The sequence below is a fragment of the uncultured Aquimonas sp. genome (genome assembly GCF_937888285.1).
In the GTDB taxonomy this organism is placed as follows: Bacteria; Pseudomonadota; Gammaproteobacteria; order Xanthomonadales; family Xanthomonadaceae; genus Aquimonas.
Genome location: NZ_CALART010000065.1, coordinates 40,380 through 55,687 on the forward strand (window position 1 = coordinate 40,380; position 15,308 = coordinate 55,687).

Consider the following 15,308-nt stretch of genomic DNA (forward strand, 5'->3'; position numbering starts at 1 on the left):
GATCAGGGCAGACGAAGCGCAAACCGCGCATCCTCAATGCGCAGCTCTCAAGAAACAGAATCGCAGGTGATGGATTTCAGGGGATCGCTCTCGCGGCGGCGCGGCATGAAAAACCGGCCGGAACAGCGTCTAGCGACCCCTGGCTCGTCGCCCCCGCGAAGGCGGGGGCCCAGAACGGACCTGCAGCAACGGCCAGAGCACTGGATCCCGCCCCCGCCTTCGCGCGGGCAGGCCCTGCGCGGGGATGACGAATCGTGGCTTGCGCAAGAACATCCGGCCCGGGACTTGGGGCTGAGAAGCTCTCAACTCTCAACTCTCAACGCGATGTGCGACGCTGCGCCGTCAGCCCGGGTTCGTTCGCGTTCCGCAGCTCGGCGCGACGGGCCTCACGCCGCGCCTTCGCGCTCCGGCGCGACCAGCGTGATGCAGGCCAGCAGCCGCTGCGCGAAGTCGAGCAGGCGGGCGATATCCTCGCTGCCAGACTCGGTGTCGAGCGCGCCGAACAGCAGGCGCGCATAGCCCGGGCCGTAGTCGGCTTCGCCTGTGAACTGGTCGCCGCCGCTCCAGGCTTCGCTCACCGCCTTGGCGAGTCGTTCGGAGTAGGGCGCGGAATCGGCGCGTTTGCCTTCGACCGGCTCGCACAGCGCCGCCCAGCTTGTGCGCGGCAGGTAGGGCAGGCGAGCGCCCTGGCCTTCGCGCCAGAAGTCGAGCAGCAGGCTCAGGCGCTGGACGAGTTCGTCCAGCATGCGCGCCCGCGTCGGCGCATCGGCCTTACACAGCGCTGCATCCCAGGCATTGAGTCCGTCGGTCCAGGGGCTGGACGCGTCGCGGTCGATCAGGGCCAGCACGCGCAGCGGTTCCAGCTGCGCTGCGCCCTGCACCGTCATCAGGCGCAGCAGGGCCCAGTCGAGGAACAGCGGCAGCCGGCGGCGGAAGTCGAGCTCGTCCTCGGCCAGCAGATCGCTCTTCTCGCTGTTCACACGCGTACGCGCGAAGCCGCGCAGCAGCCAGTGGCCGCCGCCCGTGCGCGCATGCAGGCCGGGCACTTCGCCGACCAGCCGACAGCCGTCGATGCTGACGTCCACTGGCAGGCTGCTCGCCTCGCCGCCGTCGAAGCCCTCCACCTCGCGCAGCGCCGACAGCAGGGCCTCGAGCTTGGCGCGCTCCTGCGCCCAGGCGGCGGCACCCAGTCGCCCCGGTGGCAGCAGGCCGGACAGGCGCAGCCAGGCCGGCGCTTCGATCGGCGCTTCGCACTGCGGCCAGCGTTTGAGCAGGCGGCTGAACAAGCGATCGGACAGGCGCTCGCGCGCATCGACTTCCGCGTCCAGCGGCTCGCTGTCGGGCAGGCGCTGCGCGTCGAGCGCATCGAGATGCAGCTGCAGGCCCTGCGCCAGCACCTGCCGCGCGGGGTCGCGCCAGAAGGCCTGCAGCTCGCGCAGGCCGAGCTGGGCTGGCAAGGCCGCGGGCGCGCAGGCACTGCTGTCGACGAAGGGCGGCAGCTCGGGCAGGTCGCCGCGCGTCGGCAGGGCCGCATAGGCCTGCGCATGCGAGAACAGGCGCGGATCGCTGCCATCGAAATAGCGCGCATCGAAGGGCTGCAGCGGATGCGCGACGATCCACGGGCGGTCGCGCTTCGCGTCCTCGGCATCGAAGGCGCAGTGCAGGTCGAGCAGGGCCAGCAGCTCGGCCAGCGGCGCCGACGGGTTGCGCGGTGCGCCGTCCTTGACCGCGCGGCCGAGGTAGCTGAAGTGCAGGCGCTGCCGCGCCGACATCACCGTCTCCAGGAACAGGTAGCGGTCGTCGCTGCGCTGCTCGCGGTCGTACAGACGCGGGGCGGCGCGCATCAGGTCCAGCCCGCCGTCGGCGCCGCGGCGCGGGAACTCGCCCTCGTTCAGGCCGAGCACGGCGACCAAGCCAAAGGGAATCGCGCGCTGCGGCACCATGCCGCAGAAGGTGATGCCGCCGAGCAGAAAGGCCTGGCGCTCGGGCACTGCATCCAGCGCTTCCTCCAGCAGGCTGCGCGCCAGGGCGAAGGGCAGGGGCGTGGCCTGCTGCGCGGCCGGCGGCTGCGCGGCCAGGCCCTGCAGCATCTGCCGCAGCAGCTGTTCGGCTTCGCGTGCGGGTCCATCTTCGGGGTCGGTGCGGAACAGCGCGTCGAGCAGGGCCTCGAAGCGCTCGCACCAGCGCGCCAGCGGCAGGGTCTCAGAGGCCAGATCGAACAGGCCCTGCAGGGCCTGCAGCAGGGCATCGAGCGCGCCGATCGGCTCGGCCTCGGGGCCATGCAGGCCGGACACCGTCGCGAGTTCGCTGCCGTCGCCCAGGGTCAGCGCGCGCGGCGCGTCCTCGCCGGCGGCGTCCTCGATCAGATAGCCGGCGATCAGCCGGTCCATGCCGAAGGCCAGGCTGTGCGCGTACAAAGCGGGCAGATCGAAGCGCTCGCGAAAACGCGCATCGAGGCCCCAGCGCGCGCCCGCGGCCTGCAGCCAGTCGGCCAGCGATTCCACCGCCGCGGCATCCAGGCCGAAGCGCCGCGCCAGCTCGGGCTGCTGCAGCAGGTCAAGGAGTTCCGGCGCGGACAGCCGCGTCGCTGGCAAGGCCAGCAGGCGGCGGAAAGCGGCGAACAGGCGGTGGCTGCGCGCGGTGCTGATGTCGGCCAGGTGGTAGGGCAGGCGTGCGCGAGCGTCGCCGGGCGGGCCGAACACGGCCGGAATCAGCGGCAGGTAGGCGCCGATATCGGGCGCCATCACCACGATCTCGCCGGGGGTGAGATCGGCCTCGCCGCTGCGGTCGGCGCCGGTGGCGTCGAGCAGCACCTCGCGCAGCACTTCGAGCTCGCGCAATCGCGTGTGGCAGGCGTGCACGCGCAGGCTGTCATCGGCGCGCGCATGGGCTTCGTCGATGGCGTCGTCGAGCGGCTCGCGCAGCAGGCCGGGATCGAGTCGACGCAGGCTTTCCTGCAGGCGCTGCAGGCGATTCGCGGGCTCGGGATCGCGGCGGTCCTGCCAGTGGCGGACGTCCTCGGCGACCTCGTTGATCTCCGACAGCGCCATGAAGAACTGCTGGCCCAGCCGGCCCCAGCGCGCCAGCAGCGGATGGCCCTGCTCGATGAACCAGTCGCCTTCGCCCGCGCGCTCGATGGCCTCGGCCTCCTGCGCGCGGCGCGCGGCCAGCGCATCGAGATCCCGGCTCAGCCCGCCCCAGAACTCGCGGCAGGGGTCGGGCGCATACAGCGCGACCAGGCGCGAGTCGGCCAGCGCGCGCAGCACGGCCAGCTCCTGCGGCGGCGCGTGGCTCAGGCCGAACACATGCAGCGGCGTGCACGCCGGCAGCGCGCGCAGGCGCGGCAGCAGGCGCTGCAGGATGTCGGCGCGGTGCTCGCCCAGGCGTTTCTTCAGCGCGCGCCACAGCGGCGCGACCAGCTCGCCTTCGAGCCGCGCGCGCGGTGCATCCAGGTGCGCCAGCGCGCGCTCGCCGCGCTCCCAGCGGCGCAGCCAGTCCGGCCGATAGACGAGGTACTGCGCGTACAGCCGCGCCAGCCGGTCGGCCAGCTCGAAACGCCGACGCAGGCGATCCTCGGGCGCGCCGTGGTCGAGATAGGAGGCCAGCCGCGCGGCGTCGAGCTCGCCACGCGCGGTCTCCAGCAGATCGAACACCTGCCAGCGCAGCTGCGCGCTGCGCCACTGCGGCAGCGACACCGCCTGCCGGCCCAGCACGTCCTGCGCCAGCCGGTCGATGAAGCTGCTCGGCAGCAGCACCTCCAGATTGGCGACGATGCCGCGCGGCCCGCGCGCCTTCGCCAGCGCCCGCGTCAGCCAGTGGCGCATGCCCGGATGCGCGGCCAGCACCGTCTGCGGCGTCAGCACGTCCTCGGGCGGCGCGGCATCGAGCAGCTCCAGCAGCGGTTCGAGCAGGGCCTCCAGCCGGCTGGCGCGATACACCACCAGCCCCGCGCCCGCGCTGCGCCCATCGATGTGCTGCACCTTCGCCACGCTGTCTCCGAGTCGTCCGCGCTGAGCGGTGAGGCGGCATTGTGCCGCGAGTGGCGGTCCGCGCCGCGTCATGCCCGCATAGGGTGGGCCCTGGCCCGCCGTGGCCGCGAATCTCGCGATGGGCTGGTGTGTATGCGGGGCGAGTGTCGAGCCAATGGTGGGCCAGGGCCCACCCTATGCTGTGGCGCGCGCAGCCTCTCGGGAAGGGTCAGGCGCACGCTGCGCCTCAACACGGAAAGTGATGCGCAGGGCCGCGTGCACTTCGGCGACAACGGAAACCCGGCTGCTCACCTCACGCCAAGTGCGGTATCGAGCAGCTCCCGGCCAGGCCCTGCGGCCAACAGAAGCAGCACCAGAGTGTTCGCAGCCACTGTCATCCAGAACACGGTCTGGAAGGGCTGCTTCATCGACTTGTGCCGCAGCAGGCGCTGCGCGATCAGGCAGGCGGGCCAGCCGCCGAGCACGGCGATCAGGTGCAGGTGCGCCTCCGGGGTGCGCTGCGCCTCGGCACGCGCCGCCCGCTTGTCCACCCAGTACATGCCGAAGGCGATCAGATTGAAGGTTGCGAACACACCGAGAAGCTCCGTCGGCAGCCCCAGCAGCAGCACCAGCAGCAGTTGCGCCATCAGCCCTGCGATGCCGGCCTCAAGCCTCCATGCACTGCTGCCTTGGCGTGTTTCGGCAAGGTGTCGGCGCGCACTCAGTTGCAGAGTCTCGGCGACCAGGGCGCGCGGGCGACCTCGCTCGTCCGTACCGAGGGTGTAGTTGAACGCCTGCCCCAGCGCGGGTCGGCCCTTCGCCCCGCGTACCGCCTTGATGTGCAGGAAGACGCGTTCTCCACCGCCATTCGGCTCGATGAAGCCGAAGCCGCGTTCATCGTTCCATTCGATCAGACGGCCTTGGTAGCGCATGGCGTGGTGGGTGTGGGCGCTTACGGGGGCGCCCCGGACTGGGCGGAGTGTAGCGCTCGGATCGCCTCCGCCTCCGCCCGCATCCGCGCCTCGAACTTTCCATAGTTGGACAAGTGCAGGTGCTTATGGAGTCGACGTTCGCCGTCGCTCCAGACGAGCGGAAGCACGCCGTCGCCAACGCGCGCTAGCTGCAGCCAGGGGAAGCGCTGGCTGGCTTGCATCAGCCTCAGCACGCCATCCGATGCGAACACGAGCTGCGCGCTGCCATGTCGAATCGACTGGTCAAGCGTGGCGAGGTGGCTGGCGTTGAAGTCCGACGGACGCAGCGCGTTGCGTCCGACGGTTGGCAGGTGCAGCAGCTCGATGAAGCAGACCTGCTCCGCATGCTCGGCAGTGAAGCCAAGGCGCGCGAAATTGCGGTGGTAGCGCCGGCCATCGCCGCGGTACTGCGGCAGCAGAAAGGGGTGATGCACGCCATGGCGTCGCCAGAAGGCCGCGCCGTCGCGGTGGTAGTCCAGCAGGGCCGGAAAGATCGGGCTGCTCTCGATGTCGGCGGCGTAGTTCGCGTCCAGGCCAATGAAGAGGATGCGCGCCACGAGCGGATCGGCCCCCTGCCAGGGGCGCTCGGCGAACAGGGCGTTCAAGGCAGGGCTGGGGTGTAGGGTGAACATGGGCGCGCTAGCCAGGCAACTCTCCGACACACCGTCGCACGGGCCTCGCAGTTCGCGCTAGCCTTGCATCGACCCTGCGTGGCGCGAACGACCAAGTGCCTGCTTGGGACTGACCGGTGTCCCGGCTAGCGTCCGTGGGGTCACCCATCGAAGTGCCTACGACCAGCGCGAGCGGACAGGATGCCGGCAGGCGCTTTCCATGCGGGCTGTGTGTAGGAGCGAGCTTGCTCGCGACCAGTAGCTCTGTGCGAAGCGCAGCCCGTGAGGCGAGGGACAGGCTGCGGTCGCCTGCGAGCAGGCTCCTACAAACAGCGGGGGCGTTTGGAGTCTTGGCAGACGCTCCAAAGGCCGGCTGTGCGACAGACGAGCCAAAGCTGGCCGTGCGGCAGACGGTGCCAAACCCGGCTGTGTGTAGGAGCGAGCTTGCTCGCGACCAGTAGCTCTGTGCGAAGCGCAGCCCGTGAGGCGAGGGACAGGCTGCGGTCGCCTGCGAGCAGGCTCCTACAAACAGCGGGGGCGTTTGGAGTCTTGGCAGACGCTCCAAAGGCCGGCTGTGCGACAGACGAGCCAAAGCTGGCCGTGCGGCAGACGGTGCCAAACCCGGCTGTGTGTAGGAGCGAGCTTGCTCGCGACCAGTAGCTCTGTGCGAAGCGCAGCCCGTGAGGCGAGGGACAGGCTGCGGTCGCCTGCGAGCAGGCTCCTACAAACAGCGGGGGCGTTTGGAGTCTTGGCAGACGCTCCAAAGGCCGGCTGTGCGACAGACGAGCCAAAGCTGGCCGTGCGGCAGACGGTGCCAAACCCGGCTGTGTGTAGGAGCGAGCTTGCTCGCGACCAGTAGCTCTGTGCGAAGCGCAGCCCGTGAGGCGAGGGACAGGCTGCGGTCGCCTGCAAGCAGGCTCCTACAAACAGCGGGGGCGTTTGGAGCTGCTCATAGAAAACATGCGCATGCCTACAGCCACATCGGATCCGCGGGATCGAGGGTGCTGATGAGGCGCCCTCCGTGATGCGGCCAATCGCTCCACCGTGCGCACAGCCCGGCGCGCACCGGGTTGTCCAGCACGTAGCGCGCGGCCTTCACAAGTGAGGCCTCGTTCCGAAGTGCGTGGTCATGGAAACCGCGTTGCCAGAGCTGCCGGATCTGCCCATGCGGTCTTGGCAGCTGCCGCGACACCAGTGCCTTGAATCGCTGGACGACCCGGCTGAGGGGTTCGTCGCTCGTCAGTATCACAAGTCCGTGCCAGTGATCCGGCATCAGCACCCAGGCCTCGACGGAGGCGTTTGGCCAAGCTTCGGCCGAGTTCAGTAGGGCGGTCGCCTGCGCTGCGAGCGATGTATCCAGAAAGATCGGCGTTCTGTCTTGGCAGACGGTGGTCACCAGATAGGCCTGCTCTGGCATGGAGACACGCCCCCTGCGCAACGCGCGGTGCCCGCTTCGGGTTCCGTTGAACGCAGTCGGCTGGGGGCTCATGGCAAAGGTGAGGGCGGGAGTCCTCTGGTTAGTGTTGCCCATCCAGACGCGGAGGTGCATTCGCTGCAAGGGCCTGGCATGCGCGACCAAAGCTTCTCTGCGGCAGACGGTGCAGAAGCCTGCTGAGCGGCAGACGGTGCCAAAACCGGCTGTGTGTAGGAGCGAGCTTGCTCGCGACCCGCGGGCTTGGGCCCAGCGCTGCGCGTGAGGCGAGAGATAGGCTGCGGTCGCCTGCAAGCAGGCTCCTACAAACAGCGTCGGCGTTTCAAGTCTTGGCAGACGATGCCAAAGCCGGCTGTGTGTAGGAGCGAGCTTGCTCGCGACCCGTGGGATTGGGCGAAGCGCAGCCCGTGAGGCGAGGGACAGGCTGCGGTCGCCTGCAAGCAGGCTACAAACAGCGGGGGCGTTTGGAGCCTTGGCAGACGCTGCCACAGCCTGCTGTGCGGCAGACGCTGGCAAAGCCGGCTGTGCGGCAGACGATGCCAAAGCCGGCTGTGTGTAGGAGCGAGCTTGCTCGCGACCCGCGGCGTTAAGGCCGGGCGCAGGCTGCGGTCGCCTGCAAGCAGGCTCCACAAACAGCTCGGAGAGGCGGGTAAGGGCGTGGTTGCCACCCTCACCGCTGCCCCACATAGCCCTGCTCCTTGACCTCACCGCCTCCCCACATAGCCCTCGCCCTTGGCCTCGGCGCGGCCCAGCGCGAGCAGCATGTCGATCAGCTGGGGCAGGCGGTTTTTCCAGGGGCCGCGGCTGCTGAAGTGGGCGGCGATCTGGTCGAGGCTCAGCGGGGCGGGGGCGGCGAGCAGCAGGTCGGCGATGGCGCGGATCTGGTCGACGGTGTCGCGGGGCCAGGGCTGGGCCTTGATCGGGGTGAGCGGCGCAGGCGTGCTGTCGGCGGCGGAATCGTCGCCGCTGGCGTCGGCTTCGTCGGTTCCTCCGTCCGCTGCTGTTGGCAGCAGGCTGGCCTGCGCTGCGCTGTGCTGCGCGCCTACGATCGCTGCGCCTGCGGCCTGCGCGTCCGCGGTGCTGTCGGAGGTGATGGCGCTCGCGCTGCCGACGGCGTCTTCTGCGTTGACCGCGGGGGCGGCCGCAGCTGCGCTGGCGGCGTGCGTGGCGGGGTTGGGGGTGTCCCGGTCGCGGTGGTCCGGGTTCTGGTACTCGGGGCGCAGCCAGCGGATCAGGCCGCGGGCTTCTTCGGCGGCGCGTTCGGCGTTCAAGGCGACCAGGCGTTCGAGCACGGCTTCGTCGAAGCGGCGACGCGCCTCGACGCGGCTGTCGCCGCTGGGCGCGGCATCAAGGCCGTGGGCGATGCGCAGGTCGGGCAGCAGGTCGGCCCAGCTGTAGGCCTCAAGCACGGCGGCATCGAGTTCGTCGTGGATCTGGCGCAGCACGCTGACCAGGCCTTCGCCGTGGATGCCGCGCTCCTTGGCGCTGAGCTCGCGGCCTTCGCGCAGGGCTTCCAGCACGTTGTACATTCCGGTGAGGGTGAGGCCGGGGTGGGCCGCCTGCTGGCGCTTGCGGTGGGCGTCGAGCTGTTCGGCGAGCGCGCGGATGCGCTCGGCCTGGGCTTCGGTGGGGGTGGGGAAGGGGAACTTCTCGAAGCAGTCACTGTGGTTGTATGTGAGATCGTTGCCAACGCCGTGGTGGCCGCCGGCAACCTCCGCGAACGTCGTGTGGACTACGCTTGAGAGAATCCCCAGATAGCTGGCATCGGTTAGCGAGATCAGCAGCACCTTCGTCTCGGGCAGGGACTCTGCTGGCAGGAACTGAAAGCATCGATGTCGAGCCGTCCGCGAAGTCGCGATGAACCGAGAGAGCCCGACCAATGATGTACGGAACTTCGATCTGGGTTCCGCGTGGCGCCACCAATATGTTCGATAGGTGGCGCGCGGGTTTGTCTGTCTCTCTGGAAAGACCCTCTCTTTCAGCCACTGAAAGGCGTCAGGAAACTTCGATAGCAGCGAGTTCTCGTCCAGTCCGAACGTGTCGATCACCCACTTCTCTTGCCTTGACTTCGCGAGATCAGAGCCGATCAGGTACGGCCGGACGATCGAGTGACGGGTTTCATTGCTGAAGTTGTCCAAGTCAGCCCTGGCTAGAACAAAGCCCTGACCCGAGAGTTGAACACCAGGGCATGCCAACCGGCTGTTCGCGTCAAGGCGAAGCGTGCCGGAGACGTTGGCTCCAATCGCGAGGTCAGCATGGATCTTCGCCGTGAGGGAGCGCAATCCAACCGACACCTCACCATCAGCTAGCGCCTCTTCGGAGACAACTGTGAGGAGACGCCCCAAGCCAGATCGCCCGCCTTCTGCGACCGTCATCGCAATGCGAACTGCCGCGCCATCCGCCGTATCCACCCAAGGATGATCCGGAATCGCGAACACCAGCGAGATCGCCCGCTCGCTGCCCTTGCTCTTGCCGCTGGGCTCGGCCAGCGCCGCTTCGATGATCCTGCGGTTGAAGGCCTGCCGAATCGAGTTGGTGGTGATCAGGCCGAAGCGCTTGAGCGCGCCGCGACGCGTGAGCTGGGCGGCGTGGTGCCACCAGTACATGACGAGATCGGCCGACTCCGGCACATCGCTCCATACCGCGCGCAGGGCTTCGACATAGCCGTCGCCCAGGGCGATACGCATGCGCTTGTTGCCGATGAATGGCGGATTCCCCACCACAAAATCCGCTTCCGGCCACGCCGCCTTGCGCGGGTTCACATAGACCTCGATCGGCACCCGCGCGGCCTCATCGGGGATGGGTTCGCCGGTGACCGGCGAGGGCTTCATGGTGCGGCCGTCCCAGCGGGTCTGCACTTCGCCCTTGGCATCGCGGGCGTAGTCGACGCGGTCGTAGGCCAGCACGGCGTCGCGGTTCTCGATGGTGCGGAAGTCGCGGATCACCGGCTGCGGCGGGTGGATGTCGCCCTGCGTGCGGAAGTGCCACTGCAGGTAGCCGATCCACAGCACCACTTCGGCAATCGCCGCGGCGCGCGGGTTCAGCTCGATGCCGAGCAGGTTGTGCGGGTCGACGGTTTCGCCGGCGGCGGCGTCGGCGCGTTCGCTGCCCAGGGCCAGCCCGGTCTGGCGGTCGCCGAAATCGTCGAGTGCGTTCAGCACTTCGCCTTCGAGGCGCTTCAGGTGTTCGAGGGTGACGTAGAGGAAGTTGCCGCTGCCGCAGGCGGGGTCGAGCACGCGCACGCTGCACAGACGGTGGTGGAAGGCGCGCAGCTCGGCGGCTGCGGCATCCAGCGCGGCGCTCTGCTGGCGCTTCAGCGCGTCGAACTGGCGCGGCTTCAGGCCCTTTGCCAGCAGGCGTTCGCCCAGCTCGGCGGCTTCCTGCGCGTGCATGCCGGAGGCGGCGCGGGCGATGGCCCATTCCTCGCGCAGGGGCTCGATGACGGTGGGCAGCACCAGGCGCTCGACATAGGCGCGCGGGGTGTAGTGGGCGCCGAGCTTGTGGCGCTCGGTGGGGTCGAGCGCGCGCTCCAGCAGGGTGCCGAAGATGGCGGGCTCGACATAGCGCCAGTCGGCGCGCGCGGCTTCGATCAGCAGCTCGATCTGGGTTCGGTCGAGCGGCAGTGTGCTTGGGTCCTTGAACAGCTTGCCGTTGAAGTGCAGCACGTCGGCGGCGAGCGCGGGCGAGAAGCCGCCGCTGTCCATGTCGCGCCAGAGCTGGGCCAGCATGCGCATGGCGGTGTCGGGGCGCTCGACGTGGGTCTTGAGCAGGTTGCGGAAGCTCTCGGCCGGCAGCAGGCGCACGTCCTCGGCAAACATGGTGAACAGGCAGCGCATCAGGAACTGGGCGACGGCTTCGGCCGGGTGGCCGCTGGCCTCCAGACTGCGCGCCAGCTTGGCCAGCTTGGCGGCGATCTCGCGAGTGACGCGGGCGGATTCGCGCGAAGGGTCCAGCCCCATCGGGTCCAGCCAGATGCGGCGCAGGCGTGCGAGCAACTCCGGCCGGCGCAGGTCGGTGAGCGCGATGCGGTGGCTGCGCGGATCGGGGAAGGGCGTGTAGGTGGCGCCGGAGCGCGAAAACTCGCTGTACAGCTCGATGCGCTGGCCGACATCGACGACGAGCACGAAGGGCGGCCGGCCCTCGCTGGCCGGCAGGGCGCGGGCATAGGCCTCGGCCTGGCTGCGCGCGCGGAGCAGGGCGTGGTCGAAACCCTTGGGCGAGAGCGCGCTGCGCAGCTTCTTCGACTCCAGCACGAAGGCACCGCGGCGATACAGATCGATGCGCCCGGCGCTGCTGCTGCCGTCGCCATGGCTGAAGCTGATCGGCCGCTCGAACATGTAGTTCTGCTCGGCCGTGGGGTGCGGGGTGTCGACGCCGAGCAGGTGGCAGAGGTCGATCAGAAAGCTCTGCGAGGTCGACAGCTCGGAGGCATTGACGCCGTTCCACTTGGCGATGAAAGCCTCGACCGCGGCGAGATCGAAGGTGTGCGTATCGGCGCTCATGCAGGAGGTCGGGAAGGCATCGAAGAGGAAGCGGCGAGGATGCCACGGTGGGGAGGCCAGCGGCGCCGTCTGGCTCTTTGTAGGAGCGAGCTTGCTCGCGACCGGCCGCTGCGTGCGGGGCGCAGACCTTGAGGCAGGGCGCAGGCTGTGGGCTGGGGCAGGGCGCAGGCTGTGAGGCAGGGCCCAGGCTGCGGTCGCCTGCGAGCAGGCTCCTACAAAGAGCCGTGGTGCGGCGGATGGCGCGCTCCTGCGCCGTTTCTCGCTTCTCGTTACTGGTTACTGGTTACTCGTTCCTCGTTCCTCGTTTCTCGTTTCTCGTTCCTCGTTCCTCGTTCTTACTCCCGGTTCCCGGCTGTTTGTAGGAGCGAGCTTGCTCGCGACCGGACGCTGCGCGCAGGACGCAGGCGCTGAGCCAAGGTCGTGCGGCGTGCATCCTCAAGGCCCGCATAGGGTGAGGATGATTGGGTCGCTGGGCTCGCGCTCGGGATCGAGGCGCCGGCCCGGTAGACGCATGATCCGCCGTGAAGGCTGCTTTCGCATCCGTCTGCGTATGCTCGCGCGCTGACTCTTCACTTCCGTGAGAACCCCCATGGCGCGACTGCGTCTGCCGCGATGGCCCTGGCTGCTGGCGATCGCTGTCGGTGTGCTGGTGCTGCTGCGCGTGCCCGGCTGGGTGCAGGGGCCGGAGGTCACGGTGTATGCGGTCGAGCACGGTCCGCTGCTGGCCAACGTGGTGGCGACCGGGCGCGTGCAGACGCCTTCGCGCGTGACCCTCGGCAGCGAGATCGCCGGCGTGCTGGTCGAGCGCAGCGTGACCGATGGCGATCGCGTCGCGCCGGGACAGGTGATCGCGCGGCTGCGCGACGATGAGCTGCGCGCGCGCTTGCACGAGGCCGAGGCCGCGCTGGCGCAACTCGAACTACGGCAGCGGCCGGAGAGCCAGGCCGCGCTGCGCGAGGCGCGCGCTCGCGCCCAACAGGCGGCACGCGAGGCCGAACGCGCGGCGGCCCTGCTGGCGCGCGGGCTGATCGCCAGGGAACAGGCCGAGCAGGCCGCCGAGACCCGCGAGATCGCGCAGGCGCAGGCCGCGCGTGCGGCGGCCGTGGCCGAGGCGCTGGCGCCCGGTGGCGTCGAGGAGAAGCTGCTGCGCGAGCGCATCGCCACCGCCACCGCGCTGCTGGCGCGCACGGAGGTGCGCAGCCTGATCGCCGGCACGGTGCTGCGGCGACTGGCCGAGCCCGGTGACGTGCTGAGCGCCGGCCGCGGCATCGTCGAAGTGGCGGTCGATGGGCCGACCGAAATCGTTGCCCAGGTCGATGAGCGCAATCTCGATCGGCTCGCGCTCGGCCAGCCCGCGCTGGTCTCGGCTGATGCCTTCCCCGAGCGCCGCGAGCCCGGCGAGGTCGGCTTCATCGCGCCCGCCGTGGACCCGCAGACCGGCACGGTCGAAGTGCGCGTGCGCGTTCCGGAGCCGCCGGCCTATCTGCGCCAGGACATGACCGTGTCGATCGACGTCGAGGTTGGCCGCCGCGAGGACGCGCTCAGCCTGCCGCTGGACGCGCTGCGCAATCCGCGCGCGGGGGCGGCCGAAGTGCTGGTAGTGCGCGAGGGCAGCGTCGAGCGTGTGACCGTGCGCACCGGTCTGCGCGGGCTGGGGCGCGTCGAGGTGCTTGAGGGGCTGGCCGCGGGCGAGTTCGTGCTGCCGGCACGCGCGGCGATCGAGCCCGGCGCCCGCGTGCGCCCGCGGCCGGCGGGCTGATCCACGATGCTGAAGCGCGCGCTCGACTCGCTGTGGTTCGAATGGCTGCTGGCGATCCGCCTGCTGCTGGAGGGCCGCGCGCAGAGTCTGCTGATCATCAGCGGCATCGGCGTGGGCGTGTGCGTGATCGTGTTCCTGACCGCGCTGATCGGCGGCCTGCAGAAGCAGATCATCGACCGCACGCTGGGCACGCAGGCGCATATCCGCGTGCGTCCGCCCGAGGAACTGGCGCGGCCGCTGCGCACCGAGGCCGACGCCGAGGCCGGGCTGATCTCGCAGGTCGACCAGCGCGCCCAGCGCCTGCGCGCGCTGGACCAGTGGCAGCGCATCGAGCAGAGCCTGCTCGCCGCCGACGACATCACCGCGGTCTCGCCGCTGGCCTCGGGCCCGGCGCTGGCGCGCCGCGGTGCGGCCAGTCGATCGGTGGTGATCCTCGGCATCGAGCCCGAGCGCTACACGCGGATCGTGCCGGTGCAGGACTCGCTGCAGGAAGGCCGCTTTGCCATCGTCGGCAACGACATCGCCATCGGTCGCCAGTTGGCCACCGAGCTCGGCGCGCGGCTCGGCGACAGGCTGCGGCTCGATGCCGGCGACGGCCGCGCCGACGTGTTCACCATCGTCGGCATCTTCGAGCTGGGCGTGCGCGACATCGACCAGCGCTTCGTCTACACCGCGCTGAAGCCCGCACAGGCGCTGCTGGATCTGCCCGGCGGGGTCAGCAGTCTGGATCTGCGCGTGACCGAGATCTTCGCGGCCGAGCCGATCGCGCAAAGGATCAGCGCGCGGCTCGGGGTCAATGCCGAGAGCTGGATGACGCTCAACCGCAACGTGCTGGACGCGCTGTCGGCGCAGAGCATGTCGACCAACCTGATCAAGTTCTTCGTCGGCCTGTCGGCGGCCTTCGGCATCGCCAGCGTGCTGGCGGTGAGCGTGGTCCAGCGCGGCCGCGAGATCGGCATCCTGCGCGCGATGGGCACCGGCCGCGGCCAGGTGCTGCGGGTGTTCCTGATCCAGGGCGGCGTGGTCGGCCTGCTCGGCTCGGCGCTGGGTGCGCTGGGCGGCGCGGGCTTGATTGGTGCTTGGAGCGCGGCCGGGCTGTCGCGCTCGGGTCGCGGCTCCTTCGAACTGGCGGTCAGCCCCGAGCTGTTCATCGGTGCGACCCTGCTGGCGACCGTGGTCGGCATGCTGGCCGCGGTGGCGCCCGCGCGACGCGCGGCCAAGCTCGATCCGGTGGAGGCCATGCGCGGTGGCTGAGTCCTCACCCGTTCTGGAACTGCACGGCCTGACCAAGCGCTATGCGATCGGCACGCCGGCCGAGATCGAAGTGCTGCACGGGCTCGATCTCACCCTCGCACGCGGCGAGTTCGCGGCGCTGATCGGGCCCTCGGGCTCGGGCAAGAGCACCCTGCTGAATCTGCTGGGTCTGCTGGATTCGCCGACCGCGGGCGAGCTGAGCCTGGTGGGCCAGCCGACGCGGGCGCTGGATGACGACGCGCGCACGCGGCTGCGCGCCGAATCGATCGGCTTCGTGTTCCAGTTCCACCATCTGCTGCCGGCGTTCACCGCGCTGGAGAACGTGCTGATGCCGCTGATGGCGCGGCATGGCAAGCCCTCGGCCGAACAGCGCCAGCGCGCGCAGCGGCTGCTGGATGCGGTGGGCCTGGGCGCCTTGGCCCACCGCAAGCCCAATGAGCTCTCGGGCGGCCAGCAGCAGCGCGTGGCAATCGTGCGCGCCCTGGTCAGCGAGCCGGCCCTGCTGCTCGCGGATGAGCCCACCGGCAACCTCGACACCCAGACTGCGGATGAGGTGTTCGCCCTGCTGCGCCAGCTGCACGCCGAGCGCAGCTTCGCGGTGCTGGTGGTGACGCATGATCCGCGGCTGGCCGAGCGCTGCGACCGCATCGTCCGGCTCGTCGACGGGCGGATCGTCGAGGATCAGCGCAAGCCGCACCCATAGGGTGGGCCCTGGCCCACCATGACGCGAATGCTCGCCCCGGTTCCGGCTCCGCCGCTGTCCGGACGCGCGTGCACTCCTGCAGGTAAGACCGCGGCCAGCGTTGAGCGT

Annotated in this window: 8 protein-coding genes; 3 read left to right on the forward strand and 5 right to left on the reverse strand. The window is 69.9% G+C overall.

The genetic code is table 11. From position 1 onward, the window contains the following. Nucleotides 1-386 precede the first annotated feature (386 nt). The 5 genes from recC to Q0654_RS13235 form a co-directional block, all read right to left on the reverse strand. Nucleotides 387-3,989, reverse strand: a complete 3,603-nt coding sequence (gene recC / locus Q0654_RS13215) for an exodeoxyribonuclease V subunit gamma (protein WP_298854543.1) — start codon at nt 3,987-3,989, stop codon at nt 387-389. Between the two features lie 287 nt (nt 3,990-4,276). Then, a complete protein-coding gene (locus tag Q0654_RS13220) occupies nt 4,277-4,900 on the reverse strand; it encodes a DUF1294 domain-containing protein (RefSeq protein WP_298854545.1) in 624 nt (207 codons plus the stop codon). Between the two features lie 20 nt (nt 4,901-4,920). Continuing rightward, nucleotides 4,921-5,571, reverse strand: coding sequence for a hypothetical protein (locus Q0654_RS13225; RefSeq protein ID WP_298854546.1), 651 nt, complete (start codon nt 5,569-5,571; stop codon nt 4,921-4,923). Nucleotides 5,572-6,520: 949 nt separating this feature from the next. Further along, complete coding sequence (locus Q0654_RS13230) at nt 6,521-6,967, reverse strand: transposase (protein WP_298854548.1); 447 nt, start codon at nt 6,965-6,967, stop codon at nt 6,521-6,523. 719 nt (nt 6,968-7,686) lie between these two features. Beyond that, the gene (locus Q0654_RS13235; protein ID WP_298854550.1) at nt 7,687-11,484 is read right to left on the reverse strand and encodes a DNA methyltransferase; all 3,798 of its coding nucleotides are present in this window, start codon (nt 11,482-11,484) and stop codon (nt 7,687-7,689) included. Between the two features lie 589 nt (nt 11,485-12,073). Between Q0654_RS13235 and Q0654_RS13240 the strand changes: the two genes are divergently transcribed. Genes Q0654_RS13240 through Q0654_RS13250 form a run of 3 tightly spaced genes read left to right on the forward strand, consistent with a single transcriptional unit; the run spans nt 12,074 to nt 15,200 of the window. Then, the gene (locus tag Q0654_RS13240; protein WP_298854552.1) at nt 12,074-13,243 is read left to right on the forward strand and encodes an efflux RND transporter periplasmic adaptor subunit; all 1,170 of its coding nucleotides are present in this window, start codon (nt 12,074-12,076) and stop codon (nt 13,241-13,243) included. A gap of 6 nt (nt 13,244-13,249) precedes the next feature. Further along, complete coding sequence (locus Q0654_RS13245) at nt 13,250-14,497, forward strand: FtsX-like permease family protein (protein ID WP_298854554.1); 1,248 nt, start codon at nt 13,250-13,252, stop codon at nt 14,495-14,497. Further along, entirely contained in the window at nt 14,490-15,200 is a 711-nt protein-coding gene (locus Q0654_RS13250) for an ABC transporter ATP-binding protein (protein WP_298854557.1), read from the forward strand. Before Q0654_RS13245 ends, Q0654_RS13250 begins: the two co-directional genes overlap by 8 nt. The last annotated feature ends 108 nt before the right edge of the window (nt 15,201-15,308 follow it).

Excerpts from the sequence above, each read along its gene's own strand:
- Q0654_RS13240 (WP_298854552.1), top strand. The coding sequence starts at position 12,074 with ATGGCGCGACTGCGTCTGCCGCGATGGCCCTGGCTGCTGGCGATCGCT.
- Q0654_RS13245 (WP_298854554.1), top strand. The coding sequence starts at position 13,250 with ATGCTGAAGCGCGCGCTCGACTCGCTGTGGTTCGAATGGCTGCTGGCG.
- Q0654_RS13230 (WP_298854548.1), bottom strand. The coding sequence starts at position 6,967 with ATGCCAGAGCAGGCCTATCTGGTGACCACCGTCTGCCAAGACAGAACG.
- Q0654_RS13225 (WP_298854546.1), bottom strand. The coding sequence starts at position 5,571 with ATGTTCACCCTACACCCCAGCCCTGCCTTGAACGCCCTGTTCGCCGAG.
- Q0654_RS13235 (WP_298854550.1), bottom strand. The coding sequence starts at position 11,484 with ATGAGCGCCGATACGCACACCTTCGATCTCGCCGCGGTCGAGGCTTTC.
- Q0654_RS13220 (WP_298854545.1), bottom strand. The coding sequence starts at position 4,900 with ATGCGCTACCAAGGCCGTCTGATCGAATGGAACGATGAACGCGGCTTC.